Source organism: Elizabethkingia argenteiflava (assembly GCF_009904105.1).
GTDB lineage: Bacteria > Bacteroidota > Bacteroidia > Flavobacteriales > Weeksellaceae > Elizabethkingia > Elizabethkingia argenteiflava.
Genome location: NZ_JAAABJ010000249.1, coordinates 1 through 16,122 on the forward strand (window position 1 = coordinate 1; position 16,122 = coordinate 16,122).

At 35.1% G+C, this 16,122-nt stretch carries 18 protein-coding genes; 12 read left to right on the forward strand and 6 right to left on the reverse strand.

Annotation, left to right across the window (positions count from 1 at the left end):
- Positions 1 to 157: 157 nt before the first annotated feature.
- The 4 genes from GNY06_RS02515 to GNY06_RS02530 all read left to right on the forward strand — a co-directional run bounded on the left by GNY06_RS02515 (position 158) and on the right by GNY06_RS02530 (position 2,453).
- A complete protein-coding gene (locus GNY06_RS02515) occupies positions 158 to 373 on the forward strand; it encodes a hypothetical protein (protein ID WP_166518656.1) in 216 nt (71 codons plus the stop codon).
- A 582-nt stretch (positions 374 to 955) separates the two neighbouring features.
- Positions 956 to 1,381, forward strand: coding sequence for a MarR family winged helix-turn-helix transcriptional regulator (locus GNY06_RS02520; RefSeq protein WP_166518657.1), 426 nt, complete (start codon positions 956 to 958; stop codon positions 1,379 to 1,381).
- Complete coding sequence (locus GNY06_RS02525; protein WP_166518658.1) at positions 1,378 to 1,800, forward strand: organic hydroperoxide resistance protein; 423 nt, start codon at positions 1,378 to 1,380, stop codon at positions 1,798 to 1,800. Before GNY06_RS02520 ends, GNY06_RS02525 begins: the two co-directional genes overlap by 4 nt.
- A gap of 20 nt (positions 1,801 to 1,820) precedes the next feature.
- Entirely contained in the window at positions 1,821 to 2,453 is a 633-nt protein-coding gene (locus GNY06_RS02530; RefSeq protein ID WP_166518659.1) for a nitroreductase family protein, read from the forward strand.
- A 428-nt stretch (positions 2,454 to 2,881) separates the two neighbouring features.
- Here the strand turns inward: GNY06_RS02530 and rlmH are convergent, their stop codons facing one another.
- Positions 2,882 to 3,355, reverse strand: a complete 474-nt coding sequence (gene rlmH, locus GNY06_RS02535; protein WP_166518660.1) for a 23S rRNA (pseudouridine(1915)-N(3))-methyltransferase RlmH — start codon at positions 3,353 to 3,355, stop codon at positions 2,882 to 2,884.
- A 32-nt stretch (positions 3,356 to 3,387) separates the two neighbouring features.
- Between rlmH and GNY06_RS02540 the strand changes: the two genes are divergently transcribed.
- Positions 3,388 to 4,323 carry a YihY/virulence factor BrkB family protein gene (locus tag GNY06_RS02540; protein WP_166518661.1) on the forward strand — a complete coding sequence of 312 codons (936 nt, stop codon included), beginning with the start codon at positions 3,388 to 3,390 and terminating at the stop codon, positions 4,321 to 4,323.
- A 127-nt stretch (positions 4,324 to 4,450) separates the two neighbouring features.
- Here GNY06_RS02540 and cdd read toward each other — a convergent pair whose 3' ends face one another.
- Both cdd and fsa read right to left on the reverse strand, forming a co-directional pair.
- Positions 4,451 to 4,939 carry a cytidine deaminase gene (gene cdd, locus GNY06_RS02545; protein ID WP_166518662.1) on the reverse strand — a complete coding sequence of 163 codons (489 nt, stop codon included), beginning with the start codon at positions 4,937 to 4,939 and terminating at the stop codon, positions 4,451 to 4,453.
- 190 nt (positions 4,940 to 5,129) lie between these two features.
- A complete protein-coding gene (gene fsa / locus GNY06_RS02550) occupies positions 5,130 to 5,783 on the reverse strand; it encodes a fructose-6-phosphate aldolase (RefSeq protein ID WP_166518663.1) in 654 nt (217 codons plus the stop codon).
- Positions 5,784 to 5,914: 131 nt separating this feature from the next.
- On the opposite strand from fsa, the gene pepE reads away from it, so the two are divergent.
- Positions 5,915 to 6,613, forward strand: coding sequence for a dipeptidase PepE (pepE, locus tag GNY06_RS02555; RefSeq protein WP_166518664.1), 699 nt, complete (start codon positions 5,915 to 5,917; stop codon positions 6,611 to 6,613).
- Positions 6,614 to 6,630: 17 nt separating this feature from the next.
- Here pepE and GNY06_RS02560 read toward each other — a convergent pair whose 3' ends face one another.
- Positions 6,631 to 7,038, reverse strand: a complete 408-nt coding sequence (locus GNY06_RS02560; RefSeq protein ID WP_166518665.1) for an acyl-CoA thioesterase — start codon at positions 7,036 to 7,038, stop codon at positions 6,631 to 6,633.
- Positions 7,039 to 7,165: 127 nt separating this feature from the next.
- Here GNY06_RS02560 and dnaA point away from each other — a divergent pair, with 127 nt between their 5' ends.
- From dnaA to lysS, 5 genes are all read left to right on the forward strand, one after another.
- A complete protein-coding gene (gene dnaA, locus GNY06_RS02565; RefSeq protein WP_166518666.1) occupies positions 7,166 to 8,620 on the forward strand; it encodes a chromosomal replication initiator protein DnaA in 1,455 nt (484 codons plus the stop codon).
- 56 nt (positions 8,621 to 8,676) lie between these two features.
- Positions 8,677 to 9,123, forward strand: coding sequence for a low molecular weight protein-tyrosine-phosphatase (locus tag GNY06_RS02570; RefSeq protein ID WP_166518667.1), 447 nt, complete (start codon positions 8,677 to 8,679; stop codon positions 9,121 to 9,123).
- Positions 9,123 to 9,821 (forward strand): SAM-dependent methyltransferase, encoded by a 699-nt coding sequence (locus GNY06_RS02575; protein WP_166518668.1) that lies wholly within the window; start codon positions 9,123 to 9,125, stop codon positions 9,819 to 9,821. Before GNY06_RS02570 ends, GNY06_RS02575 begins: the two co-directional genes overlap by 1 nt.
- Positions 9,822 to 9,873: 52 nt before the next feature.
- A complete protein-coding gene (locus GNY06_RS02580) occupies positions 9,874 to 10,977 on the forward strand; it encodes an AI-2E family transporter (RefSeq protein ID WP_166518669.1) in 1,104 nt (367 codons plus the stop codon).
- A gap of 260 nt (positions 10,978 to 11,237) precedes the next feature.
- Entirely contained in the window at positions 11,238 to 12,935 is a 1,698-nt protein-coding gene (lysS, locus tag GNY06_RS02585; RefSeq protein ID WP_166518670.1) for a lysine--tRNA ligase, read from the forward strand.
- 102 nt (positions 12,936 to 13,037) lie between these two features.
- Here the strand turns inward: lysS and GNY06_RS02590 are convergent, their stop codons facing one another.
- Positions 13,038 to 14,228: a pyridoxal phosphate-dependent aminotransferase gene (locus GNY06_RS02590; RefSeq protein WP_166518671.1), complete on the reverse strand. Its 1,191-nt coding sequence runs from the start codon at positions 14,226 to 14,228 to the stop codon at positions 13,038 to 13,040.
- A gap of 90 nt (positions 14,229 to 14,318) precedes the next feature.
- Between GNY06_RS02590 and rsmG the strand changes: the two genes are divergently transcribed.
- Positions 14,319 to 14,948: a 16S rRNA (guanine(527)-N(7))-methyltransferase RsmG gene (gene rsmG / locus GNY06_RS02595; protein ID WP_166518672.1), complete on the forward strand. Its 630-nt coding sequence runs from the start codon at positions 14,319 to 14,321 to the stop codon at positions 14,946 to 14,948.
- A 113-nt stretch (positions 14,949 to 15,061) separates the two neighbouring features.
- On the opposite strand, the gene GNY06_RS02600 is transcribed toward rsmG, so the two are convergent.
- The gene (locus GNY06_RS02600) at positions 15,062 to 15,544 is read right to left on the reverse strand and encodes a DoxX family protein (protein WP_166518673.1); all 483 of its coding nucleotides are present in this window, start codon (positions 15,542 to 15,544) and stop codon (positions 15,062 to 15,064) included.
- Positions 15,545 to 16,122: the final 578 nt, after the last annotated feature.

The window sequence follows — 16,122 nt, forward strand, 5'->3', positions numbered from 1 at the left end:
AAGAGAAATTATTGGAAACTCTTGCAGTGGAACAAAAAATCCTTACTTTTGGAAGTAAGGATAATATTGAATAACTGATAATTATTTTAACACTTAACTGTCAGATTAAGTCGGGGCTATTACAATTAATATTAAAGAAGCCATAAGATTACGCGAAATGCAGAAATATTCGGGCAATAGCATAATTCTAATAGCGTTATATGAGAAAAAAGAAGAAAGACCTGTTGAGGATAAAGTGTATATGTTTTCAATCGATAATTTCTTTACATATCTGAAAAATAATTTAATTCCGGAATCTCGCGAATACGCCTCTTTTCCTATTTCAGAAACCCTTGAAGGATTTGAGTTGCTTAGAAAAATAGATGAAAATTAAAGTTTGAATGTGGCATGATTTACTCAGGCACTTCACCTTAAAAAAAGAGCGTTTTAAATAAATTAAATACAAGCAGAAACGATTAAAAAATGAGCTGAAATAAACCTGGCGTGCGGTAATTAGCACTGCATTCTGGCAATATAAAAAGTCTGTAAAGTAGCGTTATTTAATAAAATGCATCATATGAAATTGAAGTTGTGCTTTGTACTTATCCCGAGGTTTTTAATAAATGATGATATAAAGGGAGGACCGTTCATCGAATTTGAGTTATGATTTTTAATGTTAGTCACGTTCTAAAAATAAAGCATAAAAGAACCCGTAAAAATGCATCAGTGAAATCATGCTGCAACAACACCTATGACAGGCACAATATTGGTTTAACCTCTTAAATCGTCTTCTCTTTGTATTTTTTCTTTTAATCATTAAAATATGGAGGAGTGAATTTAGAGCCTGTAAGTAGATAGCATTCATAATAATTATTTGTCGAATACTTTTAAAAATGTGGAGAGAAAATATATTTTACAAAATTATATTGTATAAAATATAATTTTGTATCTTTACAGTGGATTTGAAACAATATTTATGGAAGATCATTTAAAATTGAAGAATCAGTTATGCTTTCCCATTTATGCTTTTGCAAAGGAAATGGTAAACCATTACCGTCCCTTACTGGAAGAGCTACAACTTACCTATCCCCAATATTTGGTATTGTTGATCTTGTGGGAAGAAACAGAACAAACTGTGGGGCAATTGGGAGAAAAGCTTTTTCTGGACACCGGTACACTGACTCCGTTACTCAAAAGAATGGAGCAAAAAGAGATGATTATCCGTTCAAGAAGTTCAACTGACGAACGCGTGGTTTATCTTTCAGTGACCCAAAAAGGAGCTTTACTTAGAAAAAAAGCAGAGGATATTCCACGGCAATTAATGGAATCTATGAATATATCTGAGGAAGATCTGAATGCATTAAAGAATATCATTACAAAAATTTTAAACAAACAAAAATGAAAACATTGTACACCATATCGGCAAAAGCAACCGGAGGTAGAAACGGTCATGTAGCAAGTGAAAACGGAGTTTTAAACCTTGACGTCAGGATGCCTAAATCCTTAGGTGGAGCGAACGATGATTATGCGAATCCTGAAATGTTGTTTGCCGCAGGATATGCAGCCTGTTTTGACAGTGCCTTAAATCTGGTTATTAAGAAAGAAAAAGTACCGGCCGGTGAAACATCTATTACTGCCACAGTTGGTATCGGGCAAATTGAAAACGGAGGCTTTGGTTTAGGGGTTAAATTACACGCCAATATCCCAAATGTAACATTGGAGGAAGCTAAATCATTGATTGAAAAAGCACATCAGGTATGCCCTTATTCTAACGCTACTCGCGGAAATATAGAGGTCGAATTAATAGCATCCAATCATTAAAATAAAGACAATAATATAAAATGGCATTAATCGAAGATTTAAAATGGAGACACGCTGTAAAAGCGTATAAACCTAACGAAAAAGTAAGTCAAGAAAATATAGACAAAATTGTAGAAGCGGCAAGGCTGGCGCCTTCTTCTTCAGGATTACAACCGTTCAAAGTAATTGTTATCAAAGATCAGCAGATAAAAGAAAAGCTGACTGCCGGAGCTTTAAATCCGGAATGTATGCGTGATGCTTCTCATGTGATCATCTTTGCCGCATGGGATAGATATACAGCCGAAAGAATTGATAAAGTATACGACTTTACAACGGACGAAAGAGGATTACCGAGAGGCAGATTTGGGAGCTATACCGATAAATTGAAAAATATCTATCTCGACCAGCCGGCAGAACTCAACTTTGCTCATACCGCACGCCAGACTTATATCGCTTTGGGATTGGCTTTGGCTCAGGCAGCAGAATTAAAAGTTGATACCACTCCAGTAGAAGGTTTTGATAATGCAGTTGTAGATGAGGTTTTAAACCTTAGAGAACAAGGATTGAGAAGCGTTTCTTTGATGTATGTAGGTATTGCAGATCCAGCTAATGACTGGATAGCGCCCATGAAAAAAGTCCGTTCCCCAAAAGCGGATTTTGTGATTGAATTTTAAATAAGCAGGCAAATATTTAAAAAAGTGGACAGAGCTATCTTTCTGTCCACTTTTTATTGTCTTCTGTTATCTTCGTTTTTGGGCTTTCTTCACCAGTTTAATCAATTCCTGTGATTCGTCATCTTAATCTATCGTACATCAGGAAGCAGGTAGAACAATCCTTCTATTAAAGATAATGAGTATATACAGCACCGCGCACCCTCAATATACATAATGTTTTGTCGTTTCAGCCATATTTGTTTTTATCAGGTTGCAACTCCGATTTTTCTGAACAACTACCTCTGTGTTATGCTAATAATAAATAATAGCTGATAAGGATATTGACATTCAAATACCACTCCCGATTTAAACTGCTTTGTTTTAGATAGGATCCATTGATAGGGAGTTGACCGTAAATGAAAAAAATGTGTTTTCTGATAGAGGAGCACTTAATCATTGTGGTAAGGCTTTCCTGATAGTATGGTGGAAGCGCGATAAATTTGCTCTATGAAAAAGAGCCTGATCATTTGATGGGTAAAGGTCATTTTGGATAATGATATTTTTTCCTGTGCCCGTTGGTAGATATCCTCCGAAAAACCATAAGCACCCCCTACCAAAAATACAAGCCTTTTGGTAGATATATTCATCCAATGATCTATTTTCGAGGAAAACTCCCGAGAGGAAAATTGTTTTCCTTTTTCATCCAATAGGACGAGGGTATCTGTAGTTTCCAGATGATGTAGAAATAATTTGGCCTCCTCTTTTTTTAGCTGTGAGGGGCTTAGATTTTTTGCATTTTTAACGTCGGAAATTTCCACCAATTCGAAATTGAAATGTTTGGGCAGGCGATGTGTGTAATAAGTGATGAGCTTTTTTATTTCGACATCATCGGTTTTGCCCATACATATGAGACTTATACGCATTTTACTATCTTTGCTTCTGCAAATATAGATGAATGTCTTTGAAAACGCCACAATTTGTAAGTCGACTTTGTGATTTTCTGGATGGTATACACCTGCAGAAGCTCGGTATATCGCTGTTAAGAATGTTTGAAGTCTATGGAGAGAGAATATTAAAAAATCCATTAATTAGGCAGGCCTCGGCTATTTCCTGGGCTTTCTTTATCAGTCTGTTTCCTTTCTTATTGTTTCTACTTTCTACCCTTCCTTATTTACCGCATTACGATAAGCTTCAGTTTTATATTTTCGATGTCTTGTTGGCCAATATCTTACCGACTGAGATTAGACTATATGTTACCGACTACCTTCAGGACATCTTTATTCCCAATCTGAAAAGGATTAATAATACACTCACCATTGTGTTGGCACTTGTATTTGGAACGAATGGTACCCACACGCTTATTATGGGATTTAACCTGAATACCGATACCAAGCATTCTTTTTTTAAAAATTATGGTATTGCGTTATTAATCACGCTTGCTTTTGTTAGCATTACTTTTTTATCCCTTCTGGGGATCTATTATGTAGAAGTGGTAATGAAACTTTTTAATCCTGTAGATAGTATTTCGTGGTTGGTAAATAATCTTAGCAGGATTATCGGTTTTATTTCCTTTCCTTTGTTCTATTGCAGTTTATTATCTCTGTTTTACTGGGTAGGCTGTATTAAAATCACCAAATTTAAAGATGCTATGCCAGGGGCAGTATTGAGTACTTTATTGTTTGGGGGGATTACTTATGTTTTTGCTTTTTATGTAAAGGAATTTACTCAATATAATATTATATATGGTTCTATAGGATCTTTTATATTGGTGATGATTTGGCTGAATATTAATATTCTGATTATTCTCTTTGGAAATGAGCTTAATTTGGCAATTAAAAAGGTGAAAGTAGATAAGAAAATGGAACACCAAGCTCTTCCACCTAAACGATAAAAATCAGGTAAATATAAACAAGATAGATCCCCCCAGCATAAGCTGGAATTATAGAGATATCAGTTCATTGTTTTTTTAGACGTCAGCCGGACCTATCTTGTCGTGTTTTTAAAATTTCATTAAGAGTTTAGAGGTGATTTTTATCGAATGAAAAGGGTAAAAGATCTCTTATGCTACCACATTTACAGGTTTTCCCTTGTGTAGAGGCAAAATAAATTTCTATAGGTGAGAGCTGTTTGCTTTCGTATTCCATAATGGATTGCCTGCAGGAACCACATGGTGGGATGGGAACAGCTTTTTGATCAGCAGTATGGTGTAGAGGGCCCCCTATGATGAAAATTTTCTTAATTTTGACATTCGGGTAGTTCGCCGATAGCCAGAATAAAGCTGTACGCTCAGCGCATAGCCCCGATGGATAGGCTGCATTCTCTTGATTGTTACCCCTTATAATTTCTCCGTTTTCTAAGAGAATAGCACATCCGACTAAGAATTCTGAGTAGGGAGCATAGGCTTTTTTTCGAGATTCAGATGCTGCTTTCAGCAGTTTTTTTTCAATTTTAGTGAGGGCAGATTTATTTTTATAAACCTCAAAATGAATATTGAGTTCTTTTTTCATTTTTATAAATAAAGGGATGTAAAAATAAAAAATAAATAGTAGATAGAGCTAGTTTTTAGAAGGGAATTTCCTATGTTAGAGACTTAGGATTGTGTATAGATATTTTTTGTAGAATCTCCATAAAAAAAGTTTATAATGAGAGGTGTAAATAAGAATTCCTCTTCGAAAATCGGAATTCTTATTTAATTTTTTATCCCATTTTTTTAGCATCGGCAACAAACTGCGCCAATCCCAGATCCGTGAGGGGATGTTTTAACAAGCTAAGAATGGAGGATAGAGGTGAGGTAATAACATCTGCCCCTATTTTTGCACAGTTAATAATGTGCATAGGGTTTCGGATGGAAGCTGCTAAGATCTCTGTTTCGTATAAATAATTGTCATAGATACTTCGGATTTCATCAATCAGGTTTAGTCCATCGGTGGAAATATCATCTAAGCGCCCTAAAAAAGGAGAGACGTAAGTAGCTCCAGCTTTAGCGGCTAACAGGGCTTGACCTGCTGAAAAAATGAGTGTGCAATTTGTTTTAATGCCTCGATCTGAAAAGTATTTTAAGGCTTTAACGCCATCCTTAATCATAGGGATTTTAACCACAATGTTAGAATGCAGCGCTGCTAATTCTTCTCCCTCCTTAATCATCTCCTCATAAGTAGTAGAAAGTACCTCTGCCGATATATCACCGTCTACAATATCACAAATGGTTTTATAATGTTGTTGAATTGCTTGTTTACCACTAACGCCTTCTTTAGCCATTAAAGAAGGATTGGTGGTGACTCCATCGAGAATACCTAAATCTTGGGCTTCTCTAATCTGTTCCAAGTTGGCTGTGTCAATAAAAAATTTCATTCTATATTTTAGGTTTATAAACTTTCACAAATATACAATTTGCTTTCTCATTCCAGAAAAATAATAAAGAGGGAGTCTTTAATTCTTATATTAAAATCTTATTTTTGCTCGGTTTATATACAATTAGGCGTATGAATTTACTTTTAGCATCTACATCTACTTTATTTGGGGGGCAATATCTGGGATATCTTAGAGAGAATATAGAAGAGCTTTTTAAGGGAATACAGGAGATTATATTTATACCCTTTGCCCGACCTGGGGGGATTTCTCATGATGAGTATACCCTGAAGGTGCAAGTTTTTTTTTCGGGTCTCAATATTGGGGTTAAAGGACTTCATGAGTTTGATCGACCCGAGGAGGCTTTAGATCGGGGAGATGCCTATTTTACAGGGGGTGGCAATACCTTTCTTTTAGTTAAAACATTACATGAACGCGGTTTAATACATCTTTTAAAGGAAAATATAAAAAAAGGTAAACCTTATTTGGGTGCCAGCGCAGGTTCTAATATCGGAGGTGTTAATATGAAAACCAGCAATGATATGCCTATTGTGTACCCTTCCAGCTTTGAGTGTATGGGATTGGTGCCTTTTAATATTAACCCCCATTACTTGGATCCTCAGCCAGATCTTAAGCATAATGGTGAAACACGGGAAACCCGTATTTTAGAGTTCTTAACTCAGAATAATATTCCTGTTGTGGGGCTACGCGAAGGAAACTGGATTCGTCGTGTAGGCGATCGTATCACTACAGAAGGATCCCAATTGACGCGTGTTTTTGTAAAAAATGGTGAACCCTATGAGTTAGAAGCTGGAAGTGAATTAAAGTTTTGAAAGGTTGGCAAGTTTATTTAAGGGAAATAAACCTTCATATATTCCATTATCCAATCCGGACAATGGATAATTTTCTTTTTTTGAGAATCTAAAAAGAAAAGAACTGTGGAGGCTTGAGTTATTTTTTCTTGGGCCTCGTTATAAATTTCGTAATCGAAAACAATTCTTACTCCAGGGCGCTGTTTTATGCTAACTTCAATTTTTAATTCTTCATCATAAAAAGCAGGCTTAATATACTTGATTTTATATTCTGATACAGGCAACCAAATTCCTCTTTTTTCAATTTCATCATACGAGATTCCTATATGTCTTAATAGCTCTACACGTGCCACTTCTAAATAGGTAGCATAGTTGCCGTAGTAGACATATTTCATGGGGTCAGTCTCTGCGTATCTTACTCGTAATGAATGAGTTGCCTTAATCATTTTGGGATGTTATTTATACGTACAAATATATTTTTAAATAACCAAGAGCCAAATGTTTTTTTTTAAAAATATTAATTTTCATCTTTGTCATACTATTATTTTACGACGGAAAAATTTCTAACTTTTTATGGAGCAGAACATTACTTTGGTTTGGGAAAACTGCCTTAGCTTTATGAGGGACAATCTTAACTCTATTGAGGAAAAAGAGGGACCTAATAAACTGGATGATTCCTTCGATTTACTCTTTTCCAAAGTTACACCTGTTTCTTTAGTTAATAAAAATTTGACCCTGCAAGTACCTAGTGATTTTTATCGTGAATATATAGAAGATAATTATTTGTCTCTGCTTTCCGCAGCCTTGAAGAAAAATATCGGAAGAGGAGTGAAACTATGGTATTCAGTAATGGAGAATAAACCCGCAGGGGCCATTCCACCGGAGACCATACAGATGAAGGGGCAATCTATACAAACACCGCGTCCTCAGGAAGTCAGAAATCCTATGTTTGCTCAGAATATTGTAAATCCCTTTGTAGTACCAGGTATTAGGAAGGTAAATATCGACAGTCAGCTTAATCCTAACCTGACTTTTGATAATTTTATAGAGGGAGAGAGCAATAAATTTGTTTCTACGATTGCCAAGACTATTGCCAAGAGACCTGGTTCCACCTCTTTTAATCCCTTATTTATTTATGGAGGAGTAGGGGTAGGTAAGACCCATATTGCACATGCTATTGGTTTGGAAGTTAAAAATGTTCACCCTGAGAAGGTAGTTTTATACGTTTCTTCAGAGAAGTTTATTCAGCAATTTGTTTCTGCCGCTAAAGCACAAAATAAGGCTGATTTTGCAAACTTCTATCAGATGATAGATGTATGGATTATTGATGATGTACAATTTTTATCCAGTAAAATTGCGACCCAAGATATGTTCTTCCATATATTCGATCATCTGCATCAAAATGGCAAGCAGATTATTTTAACTTCTGATAAAGCGCCTGCAGACATTCAGGATATTCAGGAAAGAATTGTCTCTCGTTTTAAATGGGGCTTATCAGCAGAAATTAAATCTCCTGACTATGAAACCCGGCGCAGAATTATCGTGAATAAGTTGCATCGCGATGGCATCGTATTAGAAGGAGAACTTATTGAATATTTGGCTTCAGAGGTTAACTCTAACGTGAGGGAATTAATTGGGATTATCAACTCTGTAATCGCTCATTCTATGATTAATAAATCCGATTTGACGATTGAGCTTTTAAAAGAGACGATTAGTAAAATTGCAGCGAATAAAAAGAAAACCATTAACATTTCCTATATTCAGGATGTGGTTTGTAAATATTTTGGTATTCATAAGGAGCAATTGCTATCCAAGACAAGAAAGAGAGAAATCGCTATGCCTCGTCAGTTGGCGATGTATTTTGCTAAAGAATATACCAATGCTACTTTTACCAAAATCGGCCAGGAGATGGGAGGAAAAGACCATTCTACGGTGATGTATGCTTGCGATACCATTCGCGATGTAGCTAAAGTAGATAAGGAGATGAAAAAATTTATCAAAGAAATTAAGGATAAAATATTTGAATAGCCTTTTTATAGATTTTATTTAAAGCGGATTTAGAGAACTTATCGATTGCACGGAATATGAAAATTTTAATGGTTTGTTTGGGCAATATTTGTAGATCTCCTTTAGCAGAGGGACTTCTGAGAGCTAAACTCCCCTCTTATATTACAGTAGACAGTGCGGGTATTATTGCAATGCACCAAGGAGAACATCCAGATCCTCGTTCCATAAAAATAGCCGCTATGCATGGTATTGACATTTCTAAACAGTGTTCTCGACCGATCCAATCAAGCGATTTAGAGGAGTTTGACAGAATTTATTGTATGGATTTTAAAAATCTCAAGGCGGTGAAGGCGATGGACAAAGATGCCTCTCAGCATCATAAAATTTCATTGATTCTTGAAGTCCTCAATGATAAAGACAAGTTAGAGGTCCCCGATCCTTATTGGGGGAATTTAGAGGACTTTGAGAAGGTTTATCAACTCTTGGATAAAGCTTGTAATTTAATTGCTAACGAAATTTTATAATGTTATTTCTTATTCCTGCCTATCTTTCAGAAGAGACTCCCCTAAAAGATTTTGCTCCCAGTATCGCCGAGGTGATAATGGGGACCGATTATTTTTTTGTAGAAAATGAGAAAACAGCGCGAAAAGTAATTAAATTTTTTGCACCCGAGAAAAAGCAATCTCAGCTAAAATTCTATGTGTTGGATAAATATTCTGAAACTTGTGATTTAAAAGAAGCTCAAGTACTGATGAAAAAAGGTCAGGATTTCGGATTGCTATCGGAAGCGGGATTGCCCTGTATCGCCGATCCGGGAAATATTATGGTGGCTTGGGCTCACAGAAACCAAATTAAAGTAGTCCCTATGAATGGGCCGAGTTCTATTATTTTAGCTTTAATTTCGAGTGGTTTTAACGGGCAACGATTTACTTTTCACGGATATTTGCCTATAGATAAATCCGAAAAGAGAAAACAACTTTTACATCTAGAATCTAGTATGCAAAAGACAGGATATTCTCAGATTTTTATGGAAACACCCTATAGAAATAATCAGTTACTAGAGGATCTTATTAAAACCCTCAATGAAAAAACACTACTCTCTGTAGCAGCCAATATTAACCATCCGGATAAGGAGTTTATTAAAACACAATCTATTCGCGAATGGAGAAAAACAGAGCTCAATCTTCATAAAATTCCGGCTATTTTTGTATTGGGTAAATAGTTTTACTTTAGTGAAAGTTGTTTACCTTTAAGGCATTCAATTTATCTTGTAAATGAAGAATTTGCTAACTTGGCCATTTTATCTAAAATTGGCATCCGTACTTATTAGTATTATGATACTGGGTTATTTGTCTATTTTAGGACAAGATTTAATTATCCCCATGATTATGGGGTTGTTATTTGCTATTTTATTAGTACCAGTGTGTGACTCTGTAGAGCGGAGGTTAGGATTTAATAGATCGTTAACTGCCATTTTAGTCAGTACATTGGGACTGTTATTACTGGCTTTTATTTTATATCTTATAGGGACACAGGTACCTAATTTTTCAGATAATAGCTTGGTATTACAGAAACAGCTCTCTGCTGCTTTTCATGATATTCAGGAGTGGGTAGCAAAAACTTTTGGTATTCAAAAACATAAGCAGCTTAATTATTTAAGCGAGGCAGCCACGAAATCATTAAGTACAGGTACATTGATTATTGAAAAAGCGCTCAAGTCGATTACCTATATTTTGATGCTGATAGGCTTTACCTTTCTATTCACTTTATTTATCTTAATATACCGCAGGCATCTGGTAGGTTTTATCATTATGAGTTTTGATAAAAAACATAAAGGAGCGGTTATAGAAGTGGTGAAAAGTATTCAGAATATGGTAAAGAAATACTTGATAGGGCTTATCATTCAGATGGTTTTGGTGAGTATTCTTTCCTTTATTGTCTATGCGATAGTAGGCATTAAATATAATCTTTTATTGGGTGTTCTCACGGGTATTCTTAATGTGCTGCCTTATTTGGGAATATTAACGGCTACAATTATAGGCGTTTTGGTGACTATTGCTACTTCCTCAGCTGCCAATGTGATATGGATATTGCTAGGCCTGGTGATTGTACATGCTATTGATGGTAATATTATTATGCCGAAAATCGTAGGTTCTCAGGTAAAGCTGAATTCACTGGTCGTGGTCATAGGTCTTATCATTGGACAGAGCGCATGGGGAGGCATGGGTATGCTCCTTACTATTCCAATTATGGGCATTGCAAAAATTATTTTCGACAGAGTGGAAAGCCTTATGCCTTGGGGGTTTTTAATGGGAGATGAGGATTATGAGGGCGTAGAGGAGACGGCATCTCTTTTGCCGTTTGAAGAAGATAAATAGAGATTAAATCAGGCGAAGCCAATTCTATAGCTTACTCTAAATTCTACTATTGAGAAAGCCTAACTTTTCTGAGTAAGAGAAAATAAAGTCTATTTTTGAACATAGGCTAGGGTAAACATATTATAATTTTATCTAACTATAGGCTGTGAATAAAAGTGACGGGCATATATTTGATTTAGGACTACGCAAAAAATAAAACAGAATATTACTTTTTTTTAAAATAATCCTTAATTTTGCACTTCGTTAAATTAAAACCTATTATGCAACAACTTACAGAGCAAGAAATCATCCGCAGAGAAAAACTGCAGCAATTGAGACAGATGGGTATAGAGCCTTATCCAGCAGCGGAATTTGAGATAAATTCAAGTACGCAGGATATCAAGCAAAACTATGTAGAGGGTAAGAAAGTAAAGTTGGCAGGTCGCTTAATGAGTGTGCGTATTATGGGTAAAGCTTCCTTTGCAGAACTTCAGGATAGTGAGGGAAGAATTCAGATTTATGTTTCACGGGATGATATTTCAAGTTCTGAAGAGGCAGTGGAGTATAATATACTCTTTAAAAAGCTTTTGGATATAGGTGATTTTATTGGTATTGAAGGACATTTATTCAAAACACAGGTTGGTGAAATATCAGTCCATGTTAATCAATTAAGTCTATTAGCCAAAACATTGCGTCCGTTACCCGTAGTTAAAACTGATGAAGATGGTAAAATGCATGATGCTTTTGTAGATCCGGAACTTCGTTATCGTATGCGCTATGTGGATTTAGCGGTGAATCCTCATATTAAAGACATCTTTATAAAGAAAACAAAATTGTTTAGTGCTATGCGTAACTTCTTTAATGATAGAGGTTACTTTGAAGTAGAAACGCCGGTATTGCAGTCTATTCCGGGAGGCGCTGCAGCGCGTCCTTTTATTACGCATCATAATGCTTTGGATATCCCTTTATATCTGCGTATTGCTAATGAATTGTATCTTAAAAGATTAATAGTCGGAGGCTTTGATGGAGTGTATGAGTTTTCTAAAAATTTCCGTAACGAAGGGATGGACAGAACTCATAACCCTGAATTTACAGTTATGGAAATTTATGTGGCCTATAAGGACTATAACTGGATGATGAATTTTACCGAACAGCTTTTAGAACATTGTGCTATTGCGGTAAACGGTTCTTCTAAAGCTAAATTTGGAGCGCATGAAATAGATTTTAAAGCGCCTTACCCAAGAATTTCAATGACGGATGCTATTCAGCAGTTTACCGGATATGATATTACTGGAAAAACAGAAGAAGAACTGCGTAATTTTGCTCAATCTATTGACATAGAAGTAGACGAGAGTATGGGTAAAGGAAAACTTATTGATAAAATTTTTGGTGAGAAATGTGAAGGAAAATTTATTCAGCCCACGTTTATCACTGATTATCCTATAGAGATGTCTCCGTTGACAAAAAAACACAGGAGCAAAGAAGGGCTAACCGAGCGTTTTGAGTTAATGGTTTGCGGCAAAGAGATTGCTAATGCTTATTCCGAGCTGAATGATCCTATTGACCAAAGAGAGCGTTTTGAGGAGCAATTCAAACTTTCTGAAAAAGGAGATGATGAAGCCATGTTTGTCGATCAGGATTTTTTACGCGCATTGGAATACGGTATGCCTCCAACTTCAGGTTTAGGAATCGGTATGGATCGGTTAATCATGTTTCTTACCAATAACGAATCCATTCAGGAGGTATTGTTCTTTCCGCAGATGCGTCCTGAAAAAACAGCTCCTAAGCTGCAACTGACCGAAGATGAAAAGACTATTGTAGAGCTTCTCGATAGTGAAGATTCTTCGCTATTGTCTGAGGTCAAAGAAAAAAGTATGCTTTCGGGCAAAAAATGGGATAAATCAATTAAAAATTTAACTAAGAATAATGTTATAAAAGTTGAAAAAGTGGATGAAGTCTTGCGAATTCAATTAATATAATAGGTTAATTCTCTATAAAAAAAGCTTCACCTAGGTGAAGCTTTTTTTATAACTGGGTTCTTATGCGCATAAGAACCCAGTTATAATTTCGATTCATTTTATTTAAAGGTTGGCCAATGCACTTTGGATTCTTTTAACAGCTTCTATAATATCGTTCTCTGAAGAAGCGTAAGAGAAGCGAATGCAATTTGGGTCCCCAAAAGAGACACCTCCTACACATGCTACCCTGGCTTCGTCCAGTAAAAACATAGCAAAGTCATCGGAATTTTTAATTTCTTTGCCTTTGAGTATCTTGCCTATATAATAGGAGATATCTGGGAAAATATAAAAAGCGCTTTTAGGCTTATTAAGCTTAAAACCAATTATTTCTTTCATTAAATCATAGATTAAATCTCTCCTTTTCTGAAAGGAATCAATCATGGATTGATAATGCTTTTTTCCGGCATCTAGTCCTACAATAGATGCTTTTTGAGCCATAGTATTGGCTCCCGAAGTTATTTGACCTTGTATTTTGTCACATGCCGAAGCCAGCCATGTTGGCGCTGCGCAATAACCAATTCTCCAGCCTGTCATAGCATAGGCTTTTGACATTCCATTAATTACAGCTGTTTGTTCATAGATTTGTGGAAATTCTGCAATACTCGTATGTTCTCCTTCATAATTCAGGTATTCGTAAATCTCATCTGAAATCACTGTTATATGAGGGTGTTTGGCAATCAGGTTAGCGATGGCTTCCAGTTCTTCTCGGGTATAATAACTTCCGGAAGGATTACAAGGGGAGCTATAGAGCAGGGCTTTGGTTTTAGGTGTAATGGCCGCTTCTAGTTGTTCCACGGTCATTTTAAATTCAGTATCGATAGAGGTTTTAATAAAAACGCTTTTTCCTCCCACCATCTTTACCATCTCGTGGTAGCTCACCCAATAAGGTGTGGGTAAGATCACTTCATCTCCCTCATTAATAATTGCAAAGAGTATATTACTAATAGATTGTTTTGCGCCATTGGATACGATAATCTGATTCGGCTTATAATCTAAGTGGTTATCTATTTTTAGTTTCCTACAAATAGCTTCTCGAAGATCCAAAAAACCAGGCACTGGGGAATAGTGGCTATGATTTTGATTGATAGCATCAAAGGCGGCCTGTTTGATATTTTGGGGAATATCAAAGTCAGGTTCACCTAAGGTTAATCCTATTACGTCAATCCCTTCAGCCCGCATTTCCCTCACTTTATTGGACATTACAAAAGTCTGAGAATAGCTTAATCTATTTAATCGATCTGAATATTTGTCCATAATTCTTATAATTTTATAGCAAGCAAAGGTAAAGTATTATCATAAATTTTCTGGCGAATTATCGTTATTTTTGCACTTTAAAAATAAAATATGTCAGCAGATATTATTCTAAAATATTTTCCCGATATATCAGATGTCCAGAAAGAGCAATTTAAAAAGCTGGAGGGTGTATATGCCGAATGGAACCATAAGATAAATGTGATCTCTAGAAAAGATACCGCATCTCTCTATGAAAAACATATTCTACACTCTTTAGGAATTGCTAAAGTAATGGCTTTTGCTGAAGGGACTAAAATATTAGATATAGGTACGGGTGGAGGTTTTCCAGGTGTTCCTTTAGCCATTTTATTTCCACAAGCGCATTTTACACTGGTGGATAGTATAGGAAAAAAGATTAGTGTGGTAAATGCTGTTGCAGAAGCGCTTGATCTGAAAAATATTACCACTTATCACGCACGTGCAGAGCAAGTGAAAGAAAAATTTCATTTTGTGGTCAGTCGAGCTGTGACGCAGATGCCTGTTTTTCTAACTTGGCTAAAAGGGAAATTTGAAAAAGAAAATTTTAATACCAAGCACAATGGTGTTCTCTACCTTAAGGGGGGGGATTTAGCAGAGGAACTTGCAGGAATTAGGGCAGAGGTTTTTAATCTTAAAAACTATTTTGAAGAAGATTTTTTTGATACTAAAAAAATAGTGTATATTTCTAAAGGTCATGTCTAAACTCTTCTAAAGGTATGTTTAAAAAAGTCTTGAGTCAAAGTTTAACTCAAGACTTTTTTTACACTTTTTTTAAGAATAAATATTATTTTTAAGCTCTATTAAGTCTTCTTTATTTATAAATCTCGTTTTTGGATAGCACTATCTAGCCCGAACAATTTGTATCCATAGAATGTAAATTGTCCCAATAACATAATGATCAATACCTGGGGTAGGAAGAAAAAGTAGCTAAGCCATGTAAATACATTTATAGGTTGAGTTTCCGATTTTGGATTAAGAGGAACGAGCTCTGTAGGAATAGAATGTATATCTTTTAATATCACAGCAGAAAATATAATCACAACCAATAGCAAAGAGCTAAATCTTGTAAAGAGCCCCAATAACAATAGCAGGCCCCAGAAAGCTTCATTAAAGGCTACAAAGTGGGCTATAAATTCGGGGTTTGAAAATCCAAGATTTGTAATGGTATTGAGCATATATTCCTGAAGTATAGGGTTAAACATTTTGTTTACCCCCGTGATTAAAAAGAATAGACCTATTCCTATTCTGCATATTACATAGAATATGTCCCCAATTTTGTTTAAGTTTTCTTTTTCCATATTATAAAAAAATGATATTAAATAATTTTATATGTAAGATGTTTTCAGATGAAATCTATTTCAGTATTTATATTTTTTTCTATTTATATAGAAAATCTAATAATATTTACTAAAATAGCCCTTGTATAAATAATTTTTTTTCTCTTAAGGCTTAGGTATAGGCTTATAACATTTTTGAACGGATTCTATCTTATACTCCAATCCTATGATTCGTCTCAGTCAATGGGCTTCAAGGTATAGTCTGTTCTATTGAAAAAGGCAGCATAATATTTTTGAAATTTAATATTTCAAAAATATAAAAATTTTGTTACCTGTATATAAATTAAAAGGGAAATAAATTACATATTATGTGAAATATTTTATAGATATTTTTAAATTGATACCTGTTGTGTATTTAGGCATTAGAAAAGAAAAAAAATATTTATTTGATTGAAAAATGATTTATTTGATGTGTTGTAAACTCCCCCATAAATAGTACGACTATAATTTAGACAAAAAGTTTAAATTTAGGATTATATATTATGAAAAAGAAACAATTCAGTGCGAATCAGATTTCCAGTATTTTGAAAGAATTCGAT